We start from the raw sequence: 22,132 nt of genomic DNA on the forward strand, positions 1-22,132 counted from the left end.
CGTCAGGGTGCGGCCAGCGCGCGGTCGACGAGCGCGGCGAGTACCGGAGTGAGCGCCTTCGCGTAGGTGACGGTCAGGTGGTTGTCGTCGCGATAGATCAGCGCGTTGCCGGTGATGAGCGGGCAGCGCTGCGCGGTACAGAACAGCTCGGTCAGGTCGGCGTACTGCGCCGCGCCCGCCACGGTCGCCGTGCGCTCGGCCGCGATGCCCGCGTCGTTCACCGCGACCGCTCGCGCCGGGGCGCAGGCCACGGCGTCGTCGAGATGGGCGGACAGGCAGGCCGGAGCAGTGCTGTGCGGATCCGGAACCGGGCCCAGCACAAGGACGCTCGCTCCGGTTGCGCGCAGTTGGGCGGTCAAGCGGGTCAGGCTGTCGAGCCAGGCCTGGTCGTAGGTGGTGAAGCCGAAATCACCGCCGTATCGACGCGACATGCTCACCACGATCAAGCGCGGACGCTCGGCGCGCAGCCTGGCCATGATCTGGTCGCGCCACCGCACGCATTCGGTGTACTCCCGGCCCAGGTACGGGCTGGTGATGGGCAGTTCGAGCAGTGGGCAGGTGACCTTGCTCATCGTCTCCAGCCGCCAATGCCGCTGCTCGGCAACCTCCTCGAAGGCCGGACTCCACATCGCGGCGTGCGAATCGCCGACCAGGGCCACCTTCGTCGCCGAACCGGATTCGCCCGCAACGCATTCGGGTTGGCCGACATCGAGCCAGGAACGGACGCAACCGTTGCCGAACACCGCCGCCTTGTCGCCGGGTGCGTCGGCGAGCGACGGGTCGAGATTCGCTGGGACAGCCCGCAACTCGGCCGACGCCGCGATCGCCGCCTGCACCTGCGCGGTCAGCTGCCGCACGGCACCCTCGTGCGGGTCGATCGCGCCGGTCGGCGGGGCAGGCGCCGTCGTCACCGCGAGGGCCTGCGCGGCCGCGCCACGACCGACCGGCGCGGGTACGACCGCCAGCAAGGCCACCACCACACACACCACGGCCGCGGTGACGACACCGCCGCAGACCAGGCTGAACTCGGCCGAACGCCGCAGCGGCGCGGCGAACCGCACGGGATCCTCGACCAGCCACAGCGTGAGCATGGCCAGACCCGCGGACACCGCGACCGCGCCCAGCACGCCGACTGTGCCGAGACCGTGCCCGAGCAGCCGGGGCGCCAGCTGCAAGACCGGCCAGTGCCAGAGGTACCACGAGTAGGACAGCCTGCCGATCGCCCGCAACGGCCCGGTGGACAGCACACCGCCGACGCCTCGGCCCGGTGCGGCACAGCCCGCGGCGATGATCGCCGCGGTGCCGAGAACCGGTAGGAGCGCGGCAGTTCCGGGATAGGGCGTGTGCTCGTCGAGGCGGAGACAGGCGAGGACAATCGAGCCGAGACCGGCCCAGCCCGCGGCTGCGGCAGCCGGCGGCGGCAACCGTCGCCACACCGGGACCGAGAGCGCCACCAGAGCACCGACGGCCAGTTCCCAGGCCCGGGCGGGCAGCGTGAAGAAGGCCCAGGGCGGGAGCGTGCGGGTCCAGTGCAGCGCCGTCGCGAACGACACCGCGGCGATCAGGGCGAGCGCGATCGAATAGGGCACCGGCGAACTGCCGGCCGCGCGCCGGCGCGACACGCACCAGGCAAGACCGACGAGCAGCACGGGCCACAGCAGATAGAACTGTTCCTCCACACCCAGCGACCAGTAGTGCTGGAACGGTGACGGCGGTGTGTCGGCGGCCAGGTAGTCGGTGCCGTGCACGGCCAGCCGCACGTTGCCCACGTACAACGCGCTCGCGATCGCGTCGCCGAGCACCGCGCGGGCCTGCAAGGGCGGCAGCGACGAGACCGCGGCGATGGCGGTCGCGAGCAGCACGACGCCCGCGGCGGGCAACAGGCGGCGAGCCCGGCCGCCGTAGAACCGGGCGAGAGCGATGGTGCCGGTGCCCGACACCTCCCGCCACAGCATGCCGGTGATGAGAAATCCGGAAATGACGAAAAAGACGTCCACACCCACGAATCCGCCGTCGATGCCGCCCAGACCCGCGTGGAACGCGACCACGGCGAGTACCGCGACCGCCCGCAATCCTTCGACATCGGGCCGGAATTGCGCGAACGATACCCGCGGCGCCGAATCGTCCTGCCGAATAACGAATTCCCGCGTGGCAGTCCGTGTCATGGACAGCATTCTTACCAACGCTCGCGGGCAATGTCCCGACAACTTCCGGCACTTCGAGCCGATCTGAAAACTACTGTTAGAACTACTTAAAGCGTTCTTCGCACGCGAATACCCGCAGTGGCGGCAACCCGCTCCGGAAGGTCAAGGGCGGAAGGATTTCGACAGGAGTAGGCGGGCCACGCGAGCGGCCATGAGGGTGGAAATGCCCGCAGGGTCCTGGGGGTCGTAGCCGGTGAGGTCGGCTATGCGGGACAGGCGGTAGGTGACGGTGTTGCGGTGGATATAGAGGGCGCGGGCCATCGCATTGTGGTTGAACTGATTGGCGATGTATTCGTCGAGCGTGCGAATGAGCAGCGGGTGCTCGTCGAGCGGTTCCAGGGCGGCGGCCAGATTCGGCAGCGCGGCCCCGGTGGTGGAGATCGCGTACTCGAACATCATGTCCTGGCGCCGGCAAGCCACGTCGGGCCGGTCGAGACAGCGGGCGGTATCCGCGACGATCCTGGCCTCGGCGTACGCGGCCGGGATGGCGGCATGCGTGGTGGCGGGGGCGACGCCGATCCAGAAACCGGGGTGCGGCTGGTCGGCGCGCAAGCCGAGCCGGCTGGTCAGCGCACCGACCGGGTCGGCATGATCGTCGAGCGGGATCAGCGCGGTCCAGCCGCCGCTGTCGCGGTGCAGGAAGGCGCCGGGCACCTTGCCGATGCGATAGCGCAGGTCGGTCAGCCGTCCCGGGGTGATCTCGCCCTGCCGTACGGCCGCGACCAGGAACGCGTCCGCGAGCGGGTCCGCGAGTTCGCGCGCCCACTCCCCCGGATCCCGTCCGGCGAGCAGCGCGGCGGCGATCTCGTTCTGCTCCAACAGATCCCACCGCGGCTGACGCGCGTCCTCCACCAGCGCGATCGCGATACGGGACATCACCAGGCCCGCGTAGGTGGTCAACCGCAAGCCCAGCTCAGGGACGAACGGATGGTCGTCGGCACCCAGCGCGGGCATCAGCTGCGACCAGAAGAAGGAGACGCCGACGCGATAGTTGGTGAGCACCTCGTCCAGCGGCATGCCGTCGCGCACCAGCCGCACGGCCCGCTCGACGAGCGGGCCGGTGTCCTGCTCCGACGGTTCGACGCCCTCGGCGGCGTAGCGGAAGAACAGTTCGACATTGAGTTCGGCGCTCGGTACGAAATCGGCGTCGAACATCGACTGCGGCAGCTCCGCGTAGGGCGCGGCAGCAACCCGGAAGTCGCTGGCCAGTGTCGCGGCCCGCATGCGCAGCTGCGCGATCATCTTCGGCCAGTGGTCACCGTCGCCGGTCACGGCGGCGGCCAGGGAGAAGTGCGTCATCGAACTTCCTAGCTACTCGTCACAACTCCTTCGGACGATACGCGGTCGGACCGCTGGGCAGCACCCGCCGGTGTCGCCTGGCGATATTTCAGCTACCGGGGAAACCAGGCGGGAGCGGCTGGAAGTCCGCCTTGAACTTGGGACCCGGCGGCAGGCCGCGCAGCAGTGCGCTGGTCCACGCCACCGCCGGCGGCCAACCGGTCACCGCGTTGGTGATGTGCTCGGGCACCGGCACCGTATAGAAGCGCAGGTCGGCGCCGCGTTCCCAATACGAGTTCACCGTCGGGATCACCACCGAGGGCGGGATCAGCTCGTCCCAGAGTCCGTGCCACCACAGCACCGGGGTGTCGGGGATGTATTTGCCGAGGCTGTTGTCCTGGAGCACCTTGATGATCTCGGGCGAGTTCTCCAACGACTTGCCGGGCTGGTAATAGGCGCTGATCGGCCGGTAGACACCGGACAGCGCGATGGTCGCGTAGCAGCGGCTCTGGAAATCCCGGAGCAGCTGCTGACCTTCGGTGGTGAGCAGTTCGTCGACCTTGAAAACGTCCGGGTATTCGCGCGCCAGGCTGGCCAGACCGAGCCACATCGTGAAGTTGCTGGTGCCGGTCAGGCCGGGCTGCTCGCGCGTCGCATAGGCCGCTTCGGCGACCAGATCACCGGGCGTACCGCCGATGGTGGTGCCGAGGATTCGCACGTCGGGCGCGTAGGTGGCGCGCAATTCGGCGGCTCGGATCGAACCCGAACCGCCGCCGGAGTAGCCGTACAGCGCGATCCCCGAATCGGCGAGGCCGAGCCCGCTGTCGTTCTTCACCGCCCGCAAGCTGTCCAGCACCATCTTGCCCTCGGCGTAGGTGTTGAACGTGTTGAACTTGCCGTCGAAGTCGGGCACGTTGATCGCGAAACCCTGCAGCAACCAGTACACCGCGAGCGCGGATTCCTTCATGGTTCCGGTCTGCAAGGTGTAGGACGGGTTGCAGGTGGAGCTGGTGGAGTCGATCGCCTCCTGGAACGACAGCACCGGGCGGGCGCTGCCCTGCCACGGAATGCCCGGCACGATGACCGTCGTCGCGGTCACGATCGGGTTGTCGTGCACATCGTTGGACCGGTACAGCAACTGCTTGGTGTACACCGGGAACGGGAGGCCGAGCAGGCGGGTCTGCACCTCGCGCGAACGGACGATCGCACCGGGTGCGTAGGACTCCAGGTTCGGCGGATCGTCGTACCAGGGATCCTCGCTCGGCGTCGGGATCGGCAGCAGGTCGTAGAGCTGCGGTTCGGTCGGCAGCTGTGGCAGCTGGTTCTGATCCGGCGGAAATGCGGGGAACCCGGGCTCCGCCGACGCCATACCGGCGCCACTGACCGCCATGACCGCCGACACCGTCACTACGACGAGCCGCCGCCATCTAGACCTGTCCACTTGCCCTCCAGCACCATTGCCGACCTATCGCCGACGTCACACTCATGCGTCGACAGGATCATGCTCACAGCTCGGGACAGCGATGCGCTATCGGCATAACGCCGACGGTCCGGCACAGCCGTTGTGCATTTGCACGATTCGCCGCCGATAACGGCGCGGCTCACCTGGCGTGTTGGCTCTCCAGACTGGCGGCGTAGGCGAGGAATGTCATCGACGACGCGAACGACGGCGTCGTCCAGGCCGGGCAGCGAGTAGAGCGGGCGGCTGCGGCGTCGTCGTCCTCGACCCCGGTTCCCACCGGTGGTGAGCCCGCATGTCGACTTCGCGGTCATGGGCGCACCCGACGCGTGCAACCGGCTCGCCGCCCGCGTCGAAGCGCAACCGTCGCAACCCGGTTGCGATATCCGCACAGTGCCCTCGACCCTGCTCGACAGCGCCGCGATCGGCACCCTGGGCAGCAGTGTCGGTGCCGCCCTGTCCGCGATGCTCGGCCTGCCACTCGGCGCCGGCCGATAACCGAGGGTCAGCAGCGCGCTCGTTCCCGGGCGAGGGAGCGATCGCGCTGCTCCTCGAATCTGGGGATCTTCACCTGCTCGAGGTCGTCGAGGTAGGCGCCCAAGCGGTCCCGGATCTCGTCACCACGGGCGGTGAAATCGGTGCGGCCGAAGATGTTCCACTGTCGCAGCACCGGGGTCAGCACCTCTTCGAAGTGCTGGCGCAGGTCGTAGACACCGTGTTTGGCCATCAATACACCGTTGCGCCGGAAGTTCGGCATCCCCGCGCCGGGCATCTGAAAGTTCCGCACGATCGCGTCGATGGCTTCGATCGCCTGATCCGGAATGAGATCGAGGGCGTTGCCGCAGATCGTCCGATAGAAGATCATGTGCAGGTTCTCGTCGGCGGCGATGCGCTGCAACATCTTGTCCGCGATCGGATCGCCGCACACCCGGCTGGTGTTGCGGTGCGTCACCCGGGTGGCCAGTTCCTGGAAACTCACGTACGCGACCGAATGCAGAAAGCCCGCACCGCTTTCCACGTCGGCGGCGGTGGCACCGGAAGCGAAACCGTTGGTCATGTGGATCATTCGGGCGTGTTCCAGTGCAACCGGATCCACGCCGCGAGTCACCACGAGATAGTCGCGGATGACCGTGCTGTGGCGCATCTCCTCCGCGGTCCAGCGGCCGACCCAGGTGCCCCACGCGCCGTCGCGGGAGAAGTTCTCGGCGATCTCGCGGTGATAGGAGGGCAAGTTGTCCTCGGTGAGCAGGTTGGTGATCATCGCGGCCTTGGCGACCTCGCTGAGCTTGGATTGTTCGGCGTGCCAATCGGTTCCGCCCAGCATGGCGAAGTTGCGGCCCTCGTCCCAGGGTATGTAGTCGTGCGGGTGCCAGTCCTTGGTCATCGAAAGATGCCGGTGCACACAGTCTTCGGCGATCGGTTCGAGCTCGGTCAGTATCTCGCGTTGGGTCAGCTCACGCGGCACGCTCAATGCCTACCTTTCGATTTCGGATGATGTGACCGAGGTGAGGTCGCCGTCGTAGCGGCGATAGAGCAGCCGTCCTCGGCCACTGGCTGGATCGGTGCTGAACAGGAACGGCAAGCCGTAGCGGCACAACCGCTCTGCGGCCTCTTGCTCGCTGAGATGCAGGGTCGGGTAGGGATTCACGGTCAGCGTGGACGGTGCCGCCCCGGCCGGCAGGCCGAGCCGGTGCTGCCTGGCCAGCCGCACACCGCGCGGTCCGGCGCGGTACACCACCGCGTCCATCCCGGTCTCCGCGTCGACGAACAGGTGCGCGTCGTAGTCCATGGTGGCGAGCACCGTGGTGGCCTCGGTCACCGTCGCACGCGACAACGCACAGCGTTTGCGGCGGACCACCGGCGCGAGCGCGGTGCTGCGCGCCAGCAGCGGTCGCCGCGGATCGGGCCAGCGGGGGCGTAGCGCTCCCGCGCGCACCCCGTCGAGTATCCGATCCAGCCGTTCGGCCACGAACATCGCCGCGAAGCCACCGGGCCCGATCGCCTGCGCGCGCACCGGCGATTCCCCGAAATCGAGATTGACCTGGATCACCAACGGGCCGTCCGGGTTCGGACCCACGCCGATCCGGACCCGCGCGACGTCCTCGGCTCGGTGCCGTCGCAGCACCCAGCCGATCGTCCGCCGCGCCTGCGCGAGCTGCCCCTCGGTCACCGCACCGCAGGTCGTCACCAGCAGCGGCGTCGTGCCAGGTCCCGCGTACCCGAGCTCGGAAACTGTCATGACATGGCCCCGCTTCCCTCTTGTCCGGCACTCTCAGCCGCCCCATGCCACCACCGCACGCCCACCACCGGACAGAGCCCAAAGTCACGGCTCCCGAGGACCGACGGCCCGAACAAGACCCTCCCGAGACCACAGCGGACGGTCTGCCCGGCTGAACAGGTCGCACAAAACAACGAGGGTGGCACTCGTTCGAGTGCCACCCTCGTGAAAAAGCCTGGGTCAGGACAGTTTCAGGGAACGACCGATGATCTCCTTCATGATCTCGGTGGTGCCGCCGTAGATGGTCTGGACGCGAGCGTCCATGTACGCCTTGGCGATCGGGTATTCCTTCATGTAGCCGTAGCCGCCGTGCAGTTGCAGGCAGCGGTCGATGAGCTCGACCTGCTCCTCGGTGCTCCACCACTTGGCCATCGCGGCGTCCTCGACGGAAAGCCTTCCGGCATTGAGGTCTTCGATGAAACGGTCGACCAGCACACGCACGGCGGTGGTCTTGGTGGCCAGTTCGGCGAGCACGAAGCGGGTGTTCTGGAAGGTGCCGATCGGCTTGCCGAACGCCTTGCGGTCGCGCACGTACTGACAGGTCATGTCCAGGCAGGATTCCATCGCTGCGGCCGCCATGACGGCGATGGACAGCCGCTCCTGCGGGAGGTTCTGCATCAGGTGGATGAAGCCCGCGCCCTCCTGCCCGAGCAGGTTGGCGGCAGGCACGCGGACATCGGTGAAGCTGAGTTCGGCGGTGTCCTGCGCCTTGAGACCGAGCTTGTCCAGGTTGCGGCCGCGCTCGAAGCCGGGCATGTCACGCTCGACCACCAGCAGGCTGAAGCCCATCGCGCCCTTGTCGGGGTCGGTCTGCGCGACCACGATGACGATATCGGAATTGATGCCGTTGGTGATGAACGTCTTGGCGCCGTTGAGCACCCAGTCGTCACCGTCGCGGACCGCCCGGGTCTTGATGCCCTGCAGGTCCGAGCCGGTGCCCGGCTCGGTCATCGCGATCGCGGTGATGATCTCGCCCGCGCAGAAGCCGGGCAGCCAGCGCTGCTTCTGCTCGTCGTTGGCCAGTTCCAGTAGATAGGGCGCGATCACGTCGTTGTGCAGGGCGAAACCGAGCCCGGAGTACTGACCGCGCACCGACTCCTCGGCGACGATGGCGTTGTAGCGGAAGTCCTTGACCCCGCCGCCGCCGTACTCCTCGGGCATCGCCATGCCGAGGAAGCCCTGCTTGCCGGCCTCGAGCCAGACCGAGCGGTCGACGATCCCCTGCTCTTCCCACTGCGCGTGGTTCGGTGCGACGTGCTGATCGAGAAACTTGCGGAACGACTCCCGGAACAGCTCGTGCTCGGGTTCGAACAGTGTGCGCTCCACACCAACCTCCTAGTGACCACAGCGGCCGGACCACACCGACCCGTCGTTGCGACCTACGGTACCCGGAACCAGAATCGCTGTTCACTTCTGGGGCAGAATTGTTGCCCGACCAGGCATGGCGCGCCGAGCGTCGGAAGAAGACCGAGATTCGCCGCAAACCGCGGTGTCCTGGCCCACACAATTGCGACGCGGTGTTAACCCGCAGTCCAACTCCCGGTGAACACCGCCGTGCGACCGTTGGGCAATGGCGGCGACCCTCATCGCGACGGCACCGACCGGTTCCGTTGCCTCTCCCCCCGATCCCGTGGACCAGCCTCCGGCGCGTCCGGTCGAACGACTCGGACTGGCCGTGCTGCTGCTCGGCACCGCGATCGCCTACCTCTGGCACCTCACGGTCAACGGTATGGCGAACAACTTCTACGCCGGCGCCACCTGGGCCGGTTCCAGGAATTGGCAATCGCTGCTGTTCGGATCGCTGGACCCGGGCAACTTCATCACGGTCGACAAACCACCGGTGTCGCAGTGGATCATGGGCCTGTCCGGACAGCTCTTCGGCTTCAGCAGCGCGAGCATGCTGGTGCCGCAGGCGCTCATGGCGGTGGGCGCGGTCGCGCTGCTCTACGGCGCGGTCACCCGGGCCACCGGCAGCCGCGGCGCGGGCCTGCTCGCCGGTGCGATTCTGGCGGCAACCCCGGTGGCGGCCATGATGTTCCGGTTCAACCACCCCGACGCGGTGATGGTGCTGCTGATGACGGCGGCCGCCTACTGCACGATCCGGGCCGCCGCGCACGCGCACGGCCGCTGGCTCGTGCTGGCCGGCGTCGCGCTGGGATTCGCGTTCCTGTCGAAGATGCTCGAAGGGCTCATGGTGTCGCCCGCGCTCGCAGCGAGCTATCTGATCGTCGCGCCGACCTCGCTGCGGAACCGGTTGTGGCACTTGGCCGGTGGCGCGATCGCACTGGTCGTCTCGGCGGGGTGGTACGTGCTGCTCACCGTGCTGTGGCCCGCATCGTCGCGGCCTTACCTGGCGGGCTCGACGGACAACACGTTCATGAACACGGTGCTCGGCTACAACGGCTTCGGCCGGTTCCTCGGCGACACCGCGCCGAGCGGCAGCATCGCCCTGCCCGACGGGTACCAGGCGCCGCCCGGGCTGCTGCAAAGTTTCAACGATTTCGGCGCGCCCGGGGCGGGCCGGCTGTTCGCGGGCGAGAGCGGATTCGAGATCTCCTGGCTGATTCCGGCCGCGCTGCTGGCGTTCGCGCTGGTCGTCGCGTCGCGATGGGGCAGCCCGCGCACCGATCCGGTACGCGGCGCGGCGCTCACGTTCGGGCTGTGGCTGGTCACGATGGGCGGTGCGTTCAGCGTGATGGGTGCGATCGAGCACTCGTACTACACGCTGGCCCTCGCGCCCGCCACCGCCGGTGTCGTCGCCGTCGGCGTGCACGAGCTGTGGCGGCGGCGCGACGAGGCGTTCGGCCGGCTCGGCACGGCTGCCCTCGTCGCCGCCATGGGCGGCTGGGCTTTTGTTGTGCTGCAACGCAATTCCGAATGGCTGCCGTGGGTGCGGTGGACCGTCGCCGGGGCGAGCGCATTGGCCGTGCTCGGCTTGCTCGGCACCGCGATACCGGCGACCGCTGGATGGAAGACCGCCCGGGCGCGCGTCACGGCGGTACTGGTGATCGTCGGAGTGCTTGCCGGACTGTGTGGTTCGACCGCATACGCGGCGGCGACCCTGCCGCAGGCGCATACGGGCCGCAGTCCCGTCGTCGGTCCCGCCAAACCCGCGGAGACCGGAATCGCGGCGCTCGTCCGACGCCAGACCCAGAACTTCGCCGACGGTGGCGCGTTCACCAACCCGCAGATCGTCTCGCTGCTGACGAGTTCGACCACTGCCTGGTCGGCTGCGGTGGACCGCGGATCCGTCGCCGCCGCACTCGAATTGGCCAGTCGCACACCGGTGATCGCCATCGGCGGATTCGCCGAAGCGGACCCTGTCCCGACCCTCGGACAGTTCCAGGGCTACGTGCGCGACCACCGGCTCAGCTACTACCTGGTCCAGGAAATGCAACTACCCGCATCCTGGCGCACCGGCGGCCAAGCCCCCACCACTCCCACACCGCCCTGGCAGGTAACCGGCAAACCCGAAATCGCCGACTGGGTCTCCCACCACTTCCCCGCCACCCACATAGGCAACATCGCCGTCTACGACCTCACCGCCCACCCCAGCTGACCCCCGGCACCGGCGGCCGGCGCCGGGCCCAGTCCGGTCACGGTTGGGTTCAGGGGCGGAGCCAGTCGCGCAGGCGGCCGGTCAGGTGGCGGCCGGAGTCCCGGGCGCGCTCGGCGAAGAGGAACTCGAGTTCTCCTTCGAGGGCTTTGCGGGTGACGTCGCGCAATTCCTTTGCGGCCGTGGTGTGGTCGGGGGCGTCGCGCCAGGGGGCCGGGTCGATGGGGGTGCCGACGGAGAAGTAGAAGCGTTCGGGGCGGGGCAGAACGGTGGGACCGAGGCCGCGCAGCAGAGGCGGAGTCAGGTCGGGGTGGAGACCGAGGGCTTGCACGGTCCAGCGCAGAGGGCGCAGCACCGGATGGTCGCCGTCGACCACGATGTCGTAGGCGTCGTCCACCCCGATCATCGCGACCGGCACGATCGGCGCGCCCGCTTCGATCGCCATGCGGGCGAATCCGCTGCGCCCCTCCCATTTGAGGACGTACTTCTCGTTCTTGCGGCGCACCGCTTCTCGCCCGCCGCCGGGGAACACGATGACGGCGTCCCCGCGGCGCAGCAGGGCGAGACAGTTGCCGCGGGTACCGCGGACCGCGCCGTAGCGGTGCAGAAAATGCCGCAGTCCGGGGACGGAGATGAGCACGTTCTCGGCGAGACCGCGGATCAGCCTGCCGCGGCGGCGCAGCACCTCGGGCAGCAGCAGCGGCGCGTCGATCCCGCCCATCAGGTTGTGGTTGCCGACGAGCAGCACGGGACCTTCGGTCGGAATGTTGTCCAGGCCGTAGAACCGCGGGCTGGTCCATGCGCGCAGCGGTGCGAGCAGCGCCTCGATCACCCGCACGTCGGTGTCGGACAGCGAGACGTGCAACGGCGCGCCGTCGCTCAACGTCTGCTGCTCGAGTACGTCCGATTGCCGATCTCCGTGACCGGCCGACCCCGCGCGGTCGTGCGACATAGCACCCTCCTGATGTCGTTGCGACCGACGATAGCGTAACGAAAACCACTGTGTCGCATCATATGTGAGCCCCGACACAGTCTGGACGGTCTGCCGCGCGCCGCCGCCCGAGCGACACTGGGCCGCGCCGATGCGCACGCAACGCCGTGACGTCGCGCTGGGCGAACAGGTTTCAGTGAGATATCGAGGCAGGACCACGGCCGCCTACCGGGAACGATGTGAGGGAGTTAACGCTCGCCGAGGCACCGCCCAGGATGGACGATCCGAAGCTGAACGCGGGTCCGCGACATACACGCCAGCCCCGGCGTCTACCGCGTTACCTCCGCTGCCCGAGTTCTGCTCCGTCGACCCAGCCCTACACAGCGGCCGTGGATCGGGCGCAAGCCGATGAGCCGTATTGGTCAGTCGATCACGAGGAACTGGTGGCGGAGGCCTCTCGACCGATGCCGCCACCACCGCCTCATGATCAGCCGACCAGTTCAAACACGGCGCGTCGACGTGCGTGTCGCGAGCGTCCGAGGGGGACTCCGGCGCAAGCCATGTCGCGCGCGGATTCCACCTTCGGCCCGCTGCCGAGTGCGGTCCGCGCTGCGCGGGGGGCGGTGTTGGTCAAGCGATCAGGAGGAACTGGTGGCGGAGGCCTCTCGACCGATGCCGCCACCATTGCCTCGTGATCAGCCGACCAGTTCAAACACGGCGCGTCGAGATGCGTGTCGCGAGCGCCCGCCTGCGCGAGGCACGTTCGTGGCGCGGACCTCAGACTTCGATGTGCCCGTTCGTCTCCGGCCCGCCGGCGTGCGCGTACTCCGCGAGGGCCGCGGCAAGCGAATGCGGGACGCGGGCGCGGACCCGGGTGCCGCCCTCCTCGTGGGTGGAGGTGATGATGCGGCCGTCCGCATGGATGCGGGCGAGCAGGTCGCCGCGGGTGTAGGGCAGCAGGACGCCGACTTCGACGTCGAGACCGCCGAGCACCTCGGCGAGCCGATCACGCAGGGCGTCGATGCCGATATCGGCGTGCACCGAGACGAACTCGGCGTCGGGGAGCTGGCCGCGCAGACGGGTCAGCGCCAGCTGATCCAGCGCGTCGATCTTGTTGACCACCAGCAGTTCCGGCGGCGCCACGGTGCCCTGCTCCTTGATCACGTCGGTGATCACCTCGCGGACCGCCTTGATCTGCTCGGCGGGCAGCGGGTCGGAACCGTCGACCACGTGCAGCAGCAGATCGGCCCCGGTCACCTCTTCCAGGGTGGACCGGAACGCCTCGACCAGCTGGGTCGGCAGGTGCCGGACGAAGCCGACGGTGTCGGTGAAGACGACCTCGCGGCCGTCGTCCAGATCGGCCCGCCGGGTGGTCGGATCGAGGGTGGCGAACAACGCGTCCTGCACCAGCAATCCGGCGCCGGTGAGCGCGTTCATCAGGCTGGACTTGCCCGCGTTGGTGTAGCCGACGATCGCGACCGACGGGATACCGCTGGAATTGCGGCGCGCCCGCATGGTGTCGCGCGCGGTTTTCATCTCGCGGATCTCGCGGCGCAGCTTGGCCATTCGCTCGCGGATGCGGCGGCGATCGGTCTCGATCTTCGTCTCACCGGGACCACGCAGACCCACACCGCCGTTGCTGCCCGCGCGACCACCGGCCTGGCGGGACATGGACTCACCCCAGCCGCGCAGTCGCGGCAGCATGTATTCCATCTGCGCGAGGGCGACCTGGGCTTTGCCCTCCCGCGAGGTGGCGTGCTGGGCGAAGATGTCCAGGATCAGCGCGGTCCGGTCGATCACCTTGACCTTGACGACCTTCTCCAGCGCGGTCAGCTGCGCGGGCGTCAGTTCACCGTCGCAGATCACCGTGTCCGCGCCGGTTTCCAGCACGACGGCGCGCAACTCGTCGGCCTTGCCGGAGCCGATGTAGGTGGCCGGGTCCGGCTTGTCCCGGCGCTGGATCAGTCCTTCCAGCACCTCCGAGCCCGCGGTTTCGGCGAGCGCGGCCAGTTCGGTCATGCTCGCGTCGGCCTGGGCGGCGCTGCCCGCGGTCCACACACCGACCAGCACGACCCGCTCCAGGCGCAGCTGCCGGTATTCGACCTCGGTGATGTCGGTGAGTTCGGTGGACAGCCCGGCGACGCGACGCAGCGAGCTGCGTTCGTCGAGCTGCATTTCGCCGACCGTCGGTTCGGCCGGAGTCCATCCCCCGGAACGCTTCATCCGTGCCGCGTGCTGGGCCACGACATCACCGGTCTCGGCATCCTCGAACTCGCCGCCGGTCATATCGTTGTCGAAATCAGAGGTACTGATGTCCTCGGCCCCCTCGGTGAAATCTTCGGCACGTGTGAATTCATAAGTGTTTTGTTTCGTCATACAGGTTCCATGGTCCCACGAGATACCGACATGGCGCATTCGGATATTCGGCACCGCCGTGCCACGCGTGTCCCGATCCGAAATCGCGTCAGAGGTGCTGCCACCAGCTCTCGGCGATACGGCCGGAGGCGAGCAGCACCGAGGGTCCGCGCAGCGTCGCGACACCCTCGACCAGGCCGACGGTCACTTCGCCGCCGGGAATGCGCACCCGCACCTCGCCGCTGTCGGTGCCGACGCGGAAGCCCTCGCGCAGCAGCGCCGCGGTCGCCGCGGCGACGGTTCCGGTTCCGCAGGAACGGGTTTCGCCGACGCCGCGTTCGTAGACGCGCATGTCCACGGCACGTTCGGCGTCCAGCGCGGTCAGGATCTCGACGTTGACGCCGTGCGGGAACAGGTCCGGGTCGTAGCCCGGCGGCACGCTGAGGTCGAGCTTACCCAGCGCGTCCACGGTCAGCTCCGGGTCGACGCAGGCCAGGTGCGGGTTGCCGACGTCGATGCCGACACCGTGATAGCCCCAGCCCGCGATGGTGGCGGTGGATTCGCCGAGTTCCCGGACCCGGCCCATGTCCACGGTGACGTCGCCGTCGACCGCCGTCGCGGTGTGCACCACCACCGGCCGTCCCCCGGCCCGGCTGCCCACCACGAACGTGTCGCTCGTCTCCAGTCCGGAGGCCACCAGGTAGTGCGCGAACACCCGGGTACCGTTGCCGCACATCTCGGCGATCGAGCCGTCGGCATTGCGGTAGTCCATGAACCAGTCGGTGTCGCGCACGCCCTCGGGCAGGTCGGCGAGCACGCCCGCGCTGCGCAGCGCCTCGGCGCGCGCGACCCGCAGCACGCCGTCGGCGCCGAGACCGCGCTGCCGATCGCACAGCGCGCTCACCCGCGCCGCGGTCAGGTCCAGCCGAACCTCAGGATCCGGCAACACCACGAAATCGTTCTGGGTGCCGTGCCCTTTGGCGAACTCGAAATCCGACACGTACGTGTTCTCCCTAATTCGTCGTCATTTGGCAAACGTCCGGCGCTGCCGGGAAATTTCGTAGAGCGCCACGGCCGCCGCGGACGGCGCGCCCAGCGAGCTCGCGGTGCCGCCCATCGGAATGTGCACCATATCGTCACAGGCTTGCTGCCAGGCCGCGCTCATTCCGCCGGTCTCGTTCCCGACCACGAGGATGGTCGCTTCGGTGAAGTCGTGATCGTAGGCCGGGCGCGGTCCGTGTTCGTCGGTGCCGACGATCCGGGTCGGAATGCCGCGCTGCACCTGCCGATCCCGGAATTCGAGCACCTGCGCGGGGCCGGCCGCGCGCAGCACCGGCATCGCGAACAGCGAGCCGGTCGAGGCGCGGACCGCCTGCGGGTCGTACTGGTCGGCGCCGTGCCCGGTGACCACGACGCCGCTGGCGCCGAACGCGTCCGCGGAACGGATCAGCGTGCCGAGATTGCCCGGCGAATTCGGCCGGTCGAACACCACGACCACGGGCGCGTCCTCGCCCGGCTCCCCCGGTTCGAACGTGGCCAGCTCGTCCTGGCGCGAGATCGCCACTGCGACCACTTCCGGTATGCCGCCGGTCTTTTCGCCGAGTTCGGCCATCAGCTCCGGGACCAGCCCGACCTGCGGTACGTCGCTGGTGTCCAGCAGCTGCCTGGCCCAGCTGGACAGATCGGGCGTGCCGAGACGGTAGAGCAGCGTCTCCAGCGGCCAGTCGTTGGCCAGGGCCTGGGTGATCGGCCGGACGCCCTGCACCAGGAAACGACCGTCCCGGTGGCGTTTGGTGCGGTTGTTCAGGTAGGCCTGCCACACCTGGACGGAGGCGTTTCGAGTGCTCACACGTCGGGTCACTGCGGAGTCCGTTCTTTCTCGTCGAGCAGGGCGAGCGTCGTCGCCACCAGGTCGGGCGCGGCGCCGTCCACCCAGCGCACCCGCGGGTCGCGGCGGAACCACGAGCGCTGCCGCCGAACGTAGCGCCGAGTGCCGATCAGGGTGCGTTCTTGCGCGTGTTCCAGGTCGTATTCGTTGTCGAGGTACGACAGGACTTGTGCGTAGCCGATGGCGCGCCGGGCGGTGACGCCCTCGCGCAGGCCGTGCTCGAGCAGCGCGCGCACTTCGTCGACGAGGCCGCCATCGAACATCCGCGCGGTGCGCCGCTCGATCCGCTCGTCCAGTTCGGCGGTGTCACGGTCGACGCCGATGATCACGGTGCCCCAGCGCGGGGTGCCGATCTCGGGCGCGGAGGCGGCGAACGGCCGGCCGGTGAGTTCGACGACCTCGAGCGCGCGCACCATCCGCCGTCCGTCGGTGGGCAGGATGGTGGCGGCAGCGGCGGGATCGGCGGCCCGCAGCGCGGCGTGCACAGCCGCGACACCGCCCTCGGCGAGCACCGCCTCCCAGCGGGCGCGCACCTGCGGGTCGGTGGCCGGGAACGCCCATTCGTCCAGCAGCGCTTGGACATACATCATCGACCCACCGACGATCACCGGGACGCGACCGCGCGCCAGGATCGCTGCCACGTCGGCACTGGCCGAGCTCTGGTAGGCGGCGACCGTCGCGGTCTCGGTCACGTCCAGCACGTCGAGTTGGTGGTGCGGGATGCCGCGGCGTTCGGCGGGGGTCAGTTTGGCGGTGCCGACATCCATGCCGCGGTAGAGCTGCATCGCGTCGATGTTGACGATCTCGCCGCCGAGCCGTTCGGCCAGCGCGAGCCCGAGGTCGGATTTGCCGGTGGCGGTCGGGCCGACCACCGCGATCGGGGTGATCCGCTCGCTCACCACGCCTCCTCGCTCGACTGCGCGTGGCGACGCTGTCGCGGACAGACAGCGCTACCGGCCGTGTCGGGCGTGCTCATGCCGCCTCCGCTTCGGACCGATGCCACAGGCTCACGTGATAGCCGACGCCGAAAGGCGCCGCGCAGTACCGCGTCTCGACCGCCGGATCGCTGCCGAACAGCCCGGCGAGCACTTGATAGGCGGCCCGGCCGGACAGGACCAGCTCGGCGCACAGCGCGGGATCCAGCGCGCGCAGCGCGGCCAGATCACCGGCCGACAGGGCGCGGTCGAGTTCGCCCTGCACCGCGGCCGCCCGCTCATCGAGGTATCCGGGCGCCTTCAACGACAAGGTGGCCGCACCGTCGGCGACCACGAGCACACCGTGCCGCACCGCTGAATTGTCCGTTTCCGCGCGCAGTTTCGCGCCGAACTCGACACAGCTGTCCACCGGGGTATCCGCGGCGACGAGGCGAACCTCGGCGCTCACCGCCGGGGCGACCTGTCCCCGCAACCACCCGGCGATCAGCACCGGCAGGGGAAGCTGGGGGTCCGGCTCGGCGGGGGCGGCGCCGGACAACGCGACGCGCACGTCGGCGCCGAAGCCGCGGAAGGTACCGGCCACCTCGGGACCGAACACCTGGTCGGCCGCGCCCACACCGACCACGGTCCACCGGTCCGTCGCCGCCGCCAGCTCGTGCGCGACACCCAGAACCGCAGCGCGCAGCTCAGCGCGCGGGTCACCGTCGTGACCGGGGATCGCGCCCGTCCCGGCGCCGCAGAGCTCGGGCACCAGGATCGGTGGCGACGGGATCAGAGCGGCAATCGAGAACACGTCGTAACCGTAACCGTTGCCTCGGCCACCGCCGCGCACCGCGGGTACCGCCCCGGTTCGAGTGTCTCTGCCGCAAAGTGCGCCGAGATTGATACTGTTCGAGAAGCTACAACCCAGGTCATCAGGGGTTGCAATCCCCGAGATTCCTCCGAGTGAAGGCGTGGGTCGATGGTCACAAGGGCTCGGACCGGGTTCAATGGGATGAGCTAGGGCGTAACCAGGCAGCCGTGACGCGCGGCAGGGACGAGGAGCAATGACCGACAGCAACGGAACCGCGAAAGCCAGCCCCGGCAAGATGCCGCGCTCTTCCGGTGCCCCGAAACCCGGCGGTTCGATCCAGCCCCCCAAACCGCACGCGACGCCGGGCCCGGCACAGCAGCACCCGCACCCGGTCGTCGTGCCGACCGTCACCGACCCCAGCGCCTGGGGTCGCGTCGACGACGACGGCACCGCCTGGGTGAAAACCGCTGACGGCGAACGTCAGGTCGGCTCCTGGCAGGCAGGTGACGCGGCCGAGGGGCTCGCCCACTTCGGCCGCCGGTTCGACGACCTGGCCACCGAGGTCGCGCTGCTCGAAGCCCGCCTGGCCGCGGGCGCGGACGCGCGCAAGACCAAGGCCGCGGCGCTCGCCATCGCCGAATCCCTGCCCACCGCCGCGGTGATCGGCGATATCGACGGACTCGCGAAACGGCTCGACGCCATCGCCGAACACTCCGAAGAGGCGGCCGCGCACGCCAAGGAGGAGAAAGACCGGGCCCGCCACGAGCACACCGAGCGCAAGGAAGCGCTCTGCGCCGAGGCCGAGAAGATCGCCGCCGAATCCACCCAGTGGAAGGCCGCCGGCGACCGGCTACGCGAGATCCTCGATGAATGGAAGTCGATCCGCGGCGTGGACCGCAAGGTCGACGACGCGCTCTGGAAGCGGTACTCGAAGGCCCGCGAGGCGTTCAACCGCCGACGCGGCGCGCACTTCGCCGAGCTCGATCGGGAACGCGCCGCGGCCAAGACCCGCAAAGAAGAGCTGTGCGTGCGCGCCGAAGAGCTGTCCGGTTCCACCGACTGGGTCGGTACGGCGGGTGTTTTCCGCGACCTGCTCGCGGAATGGAAAGCCGCGGGCCGCGCGCCCCGCGAGGCCGACGAGGCGCTGTGGCGGCGTTTCAAGAGCGCGCAGGACGTGTTCTTCGCCGCGCGCAACGCCGCCGTCACCGAGCGCGACGCGGAATTCGAGCAGAACGCGACCGCCAAGGAAGAGCTGCTCGCCGCCTACGACCACATCGACCCGGCCAACGGCCTCGAGGCGGCCCGCGCCAGCCTGCGCGAACTGCAGGACAAGTGGGACGCCCTGGGCAAGGTGCCGCGCGAACGCATGCAGGAACTCGAAGGCAAGTTGCGCGCCATCGAGAAGCGGGTCCGCGACGCCGCCGACGCGCAATGGCGGCGCACCGACCCCGAAGCCATGGCACGCGCCGCCCAATTCCGCGAGCGCGTAGCGCAATTCGAGGAACAGGCCGCCAAGGCCCAAGCCGCGGGCAAGGCACGCGACGCGGAGAAGGCGCTCGAGCAGGCCAAGCAGTGGCGGGAGTGGGCCGAGGCCGCGGAAGGCGCTGTCACCAACCGCTGAACCCCGTCGGCACTGCCGACGGGGCCGCTGAGCACAAGCGCCGCAACGGACCTGTCTTGTGCACGAAACTCGCCGGTCAGGCGGCGGATCACTCGCCGGTGAGGCGGCGGCGGTCCTGTTCCTCCTGGGCGGCGGTGGCGTTGCGGCGCTGCTCTTCGGCGGCCAGTTGCAGGGCGGTGCGGCTCCAGACGACGCGAATCCAGTGGAAGGTCAGCACGATCGCGGCGATGACGCCGAGGATGAGGCCGATGCCGGGGCCCGCGCCGTGGTAGTTGCCGATGCCCGGGGTTTGCCGGTGCCAGATCGAGAAGACGCCGAACACGCTGGTGATGGCGGTGCCGGCGACGGCGATCCAGGCGAGGATCCAGCGGCGGGTCATCAGGGCCAGCGTCGAGAAGCCCACCGCGAAGATCACCGCGAACCACACGAAGATCCGCGACGGCAGGCCGATGTGCTCGGTACGGGCGATCTCGGTGCCGAGCAGCACGTCGAAGCCGCGCGCCCCGCCCGCGTGCGGCAGCACCAGCGAGAACAGCAGCACGAACACCGCGCCCGCGACCACCATGGCGCGTACGCCCGGGTCGATCTCTCCCGCGATGCGGCGTTCCACCGCGTCCAGGTCGTCACGGAACTGCTCGAAATTGCTGGTCCCGACCGAGTTCACGGCTCCCTCGTTTCGTTCGGCTTCGTGGTTCGCCGCGCCGGATTCGGCCGCCGCCGCGTCGGGCCGGTCCTTTGCTGCACTGGTTTCGTCTGTTGCGGTGCCGGGTGCGCCCTGCGCCGCACCGGGTTCGTCGGTCGCGGGGCTGGTCACGTCGGCAGCCGCACCGGACTCGCCGGCTGCGCTGCCCGTGTCCACTCTGCCATCACCGGATCCAGGCGCCACACCCGACCCACTACTGCCGGTAGTAGGTTCGGGCGTTTCGGGCTGCCCACCGAATCGAGCCGAGTCGTCGCCCGCGCTTGCGCCTGCCTCCGTCATGACCGAACTCCATTCCCGTTGTCCCGCACGCACCTCGTCCCGGCACCCGCGACAACGCACGGCACGGACGCCCCGGCTCGGCACAGCACGCCCCGGCACCAGACGCCCGCACTCGCCGAAGCCATGGTGCGCCACTTGCTCCGCCCGCGCCAGCACCCCGGCGTCCCGCACCCCTGCTGGCGTCCCGCACCCCGACTCGACGCGCAACGCGCGGCGTTTCGCCGCAGAAAGCGTGCGGGAAGCGACCGAACTTACGTCCCGCAGCCGGTGGCGCAGCCTGCGGCGGCGGGCTCGACGGCCGGAGCCCCGATGCGGGGCAGGCCGAGACCTACTCCGATGGGGGCGGTCTTGGGGGTGATGCCGCGTTCGTGGGCGTCGCCCGCGGCGGTGCGGCGGTGGGTCTTGATCGGGGCGTCGGCGATCAGGTGGTGCGGGGCCGCCTCGGTGATGTCGACGGTGATGATGTCGCCGGGCCGGATCGCCTCGGGGGTGCCGCCCGGGCGGAAGTGCACGAGCCTGCCGTCACGGGCGCGACCGCTCATCCGCGCGGTGGCGGCGTTCTTCTTGCCCGCGCCCTCGGCGACGAGCAACTCGACCTCGGTGCCGACGAGCGCGCGGTTCGCGTCGAGCGACACCTCTTCCTGCAGCGCGATGAGCCGCTCATAGCGTTCTTGCACAACGGCTTTCGGCAGTTGGTCGGGCATGTCCGCGGCGGGGGTGCCCGGCCGCTTCGAGTACTGGAAGGTGAAGGCGCTGGTGAAACGCGCCTGCCGGACCACGTCCAGGGTCTCCTGGAAGTCTTCCTCGGTCTCGCCGGGGAACCCGACGATGATGTCGGTGGTGATCGCGGCGTGCGGCATCGCGGCCCGCACCTTCTCGATGATGCCGAGGTAGCGCGCTTTGCGATAGGAGCGACGCATCGCCTTGAGCACCTTGTCCGAGCCGGACTGCAGCGGCATGTGCAACTGCGGGCAGATGTTCGGGGTCTCGGCCATTGCCTCGATCACGTCGTCGGTGAATTCGGCCGGATGCGGCGAGGTGAAGCGCACCCGTTCCAGGCCGTCGATGCTGCCGCACGCGCGCAGCAGCTTGGCGAAGGCGCCGCGATCGCGCGCTTCGTCGGGGTCGGCGAACGAGGCGCCGTAGGCGTTGACGTTCTGCCCGAGCAGCGTCACCTCGAGCACCCCCTGGTCCACCAGGGCCTGCACCTCCGCGAGCACGTCACCGGGACGACGGTCGACCTCTTTGCCGCGCAGCGACGGAACGATGCAGAAGGTGCAGGTGTTGTTGCAGCCCACCGAGATCGAGACCCAACCGGCGTAGGCGGACTCGCGCTTGGCGGGCAGGCTCGACGGGAAGGCCTCGAGCGCCTCGAGAATCTCGACCTGGGCCTCGGCGTTGTGCCGCGCCCGTTCCAGTAGCACCGGCAGCGAACCGATGTTGTGCGTGCCGAACACCACGTCCACCCACGGCGCCTTGCGGACCACGGTGCCGCGGTCCTTCTGCGCGAGGCAGCCGCCGACCGCGATCTGCATGCCCGGCTGGTCGGCCTTGATCGACGCCAGGTGCCCCAGGGTGCCGTAGAGCTTGTTGTCGGCGTTCTCGCGCACCGCGCAGGTATTGAGCACGACGAGATCGGCCGTCGCGCCCGGCGCGGCCTTCACGTATCCCGCGTCCTCGAGCAACCCGGACAAGCGTTCGGAGTCGTGCACGTTCATCTGGCAGCCGAAGGTGCGGACCTCATAGCTGCGGGCACCCTCGGCGGGGTCGAGGGCGGGAGTCAACACTGCCTGTCCGATCGAATCCACCCGTCCAGGGTACGGGCACGGCCAACCCCAATTTTAGGGGCATG

The 22,132-nt window shown here is 69.2% G+C and carries 17 protein-coding genes; 3 read left to right on the top strand and 14 right to left on the bottom strand.

All coding sequences use genetic code 11. The features are described from left to right. Positions 1-2 precede the first annotated feature (2 nt). From NBRGI_RS30495 to NBRGI_RS30505, 3 genes are all read right to left on the bottom strand, one after another. On the bottom strand, positions 3-2,165 hold the full coding sequence (locus tag NBRGI_RS30495) for an acyltransferase family protein (protein WP_029900647.1): 2,163 nt from the start codon (positions 2,163-2,165) through the stop codon (positions 3-5). 141 nt (positions 2,166-2,306) lie between these two features. Next, positions 2,307-3,503, bottom strand: coding sequence for a PucR family transcriptional regulator (locus NBRGI_RS30500; RefSeq protein ID WP_029900648.1), 1,197 nt, complete (start codon positions 3,501-3,503; stop codon positions 2,307-2,309). 88 nt (positions 3,504-3,591) lie between these two features. Then, complete coding sequence (locus tag NBRGI_RS30505) at positions 3,592-4,872, bottom strand: lipase family protein (protein ID WP_051728154.1); 1,281 nt, start codon at positions 4,870-4,872, stop codon at positions 3,592-3,594. A 351-nt stretch (positions 4,873-5,223) separates the two neighbouring features. Here NBRGI_RS30505 and NBRGI_RS30515 point away from each other — a divergent pair, with 351 nt between their 5' ends. Then, positions 5,224-5,439: a hypothetical protein gene (locus NBRGI_RS30515; protein ID WP_029900650.1), complete on the top strand. Its 216-nt coding sequence runs from the start codon at positions 5,224-5,226 to the stop codon at positions 5,437-5,439. A gap of 7 nt (positions 5,440-5,446) precedes the next feature. Here NBRGI_RS30515 and NBRGI_RS30520 read toward each other — a convergent pair whose 3' ends face one another. From NBRGI_RS30520 to NBRGI_RS30530, 3 genes are all read right to left on the bottom strand, one after another. Then, positions 5,447-6,406 (bottom strand): acyl-ACP desaturase, encoded by a 960-nt coding sequence (locus NBRGI_RS30520; RefSeq protein WP_014986783.1) that lies wholly within the window; start codon positions 6,404-6,406, stop codon positions 5,447-5,449. Between the two features lie 9 nt (positions 6,407-6,415). After that, positions 6,416-7,180 (bottom strand): sigma 54 modulation/S30EA ribosomal C-terminal domain-containing protein, encoded by a 765-nt coding sequence (locus NBRGI_RS30525; RefSeq protein WP_036561560.1) that lies wholly within the window; start codon positions 7,178-7,180, stop codon positions 6,416-6,418. A 219-nt stretch (positions 7,181-7,399) separates the two neighbouring features. Continuing rightward, a complete protein-coding gene (locus NBRGI_RS30530; RefSeq protein ID WP_029900652.1) occupies positions 7,400-8,545 on the bottom strand; it encodes an acyl-CoA dehydrogenase family protein in 1,146 nt (381 codons plus the stop codon). Between the two features lie 244 nt (positions 8,546-8,789). Between NBRGI_RS30530 and NBRGI_RS30535 the strand changes: the two genes are divergently transcribed. Continuing rightward, the gene (locus NBRGI_RS30535) at positions 8,790-10,778 is read left to right on the top strand and encodes a glycosyltransferase family 39 protein (RefSeq protein ID WP_029900653.1); all 1,989 of its coding nucleotides are present in this window, start codon (positions 8,790-8,792) and stop codon (positions 10,776-10,778) included. Between the two features lie 49 nt (positions 10,779-10,827). Here the strand turns inward: NBRGI_RS30535 and NBRGI_RS30540 are convergent, their stop codons facing one another. The 6 genes from NBRGI_RS30540 to NBRGI_RS30565 form a co-directional block, all read right to left on the bottom strand. Beyond that, on the bottom strand, positions 10,828-11,727 hold the full coding sequence (locus tag NBRGI_RS30540; protein ID WP_051728149.1) for a lysophospholipid acyltransferase family protein: 900 nt from the start codon (positions 11,725-11,727) through the stop codon (positions 10,828-10,830). Positions 11,728-12,483: 756 nt separating this feature from the next. Next, complete coding sequence (gene hflX / locus NBRGI_RS30545) at positions 12,484-13,929, bottom strand: GTPase HflX (protein WP_051728155.1); 1,446 nt, start codon at positions 13,927-13,929, stop codon at positions 12,484-12,486. A 241-nt stretch (positions 13,930-14,170) separates the two neighbouring features. After that, positions 14,171-15,061: a diaminopimelate epimerase gene (dapF, locus tag NBRGI_RS30550; RefSeq protein WP_029900656.1), complete on the bottom strand. Its 891-nt coding sequence runs from the start codon at positions 15,059-15,061 to the stop codon at positions 14,171-14,173. Between the two features lie 24 nt (positions 15,062-15,085). Beyond that, the gene (locus NBRGI_RS30555; RefSeq protein WP_029900657.1) at positions 15,086-15,922 is read right to left on the bottom strand and encodes a TrmH family RNA methyltransferase; all 837 of its coding nucleotides are present in this window, start codon (positions 15,920-15,922) and stop codon (positions 15,086-15,088) included. Continuing rightward, positions 15,919-16,851 carry a tRNA (adenosine(37)-N6)-dimethylallyltransferase MiaA gene (gene miaA / locus NBRGI_RS30560; RefSeq protein ID WP_029900658.1) on the bottom strand — a complete coding sequence of 311 codons (933 nt, stop codon included), beginning with the start codon at positions 16,849-16,851 and terminating at the stop codon, positions 15,919-15,921. The genes NBRGI_RS30555 and miaA overlap by 4 nt, the downstream gene beginning before the upstream one ends. Positions 16,852-16,921: 70 nt before the next feature. Beyond that, positions 16,922-17,677, bottom strand: coding sequence for a hypothetical protein (locus NBRGI_RS30565; protein WP_029900659.1), 756 nt, complete (start codon positions 17,675-17,677; stop codon positions 16,922-16,924). A gap of 253 nt (positions 17,678-17,930) precedes the next feature. Between NBRGI_RS30565 and NBRGI_RS30570 the strand changes: the two genes are divergently transcribed. After that, positions 17,931-19,298, top strand: coding sequence for a DUF349 domain-containing protein (locus tag NBRGI_RS30570; protein ID WP_029900660.1), 1,368 nt, complete (start codon positions 17,931-17,933; stop codon positions 19,296-19,298). An 88-nt stretch (positions 19,299-19,386) separates the two neighbouring features. Here NBRGI_RS30570 and NBRGI_RS30575 read toward each other — a convergent pair whose 3' ends face one another. Continuing rightward, positions 19,387-19,962, bottom strand: coding sequence for an Rv2732c family membrane protein (locus NBRGI_RS30575; RefSeq protein WP_029900661.1), 576 nt, complete (start codon positions 19,960-19,962; stop codon positions 19,387-19,389). A 569-nt stretch (positions 19,963-20,531) separates the two neighbouring features. Then, positions 20,532-22,088, bottom strand: coding sequence for a tRNA (N6-isopentenyl adenosine(37)-C2)-methylthiotransferase MiaB (gene miaB / locus NBRGI_RS30580; protein WP_051728150.1), 1,557 nt, complete (start codon positions 22,086-22,088; stop codon positions 20,532-20,534). Positions 22,089-22,132 lie beyond the last annotated feature (44 nt).

Origin of the sequence: Nocardia brasiliensis IFM 10847 (assembly GCF_000710915.1) — a bacterium.
Classification (GTDB): domain Bacteria; phylum Actinomycetota; class Actinomycetes; order Mycobacteriales; family Mycobacteriaceae; genus Nocardia; species Nocardia brasiliensis_A.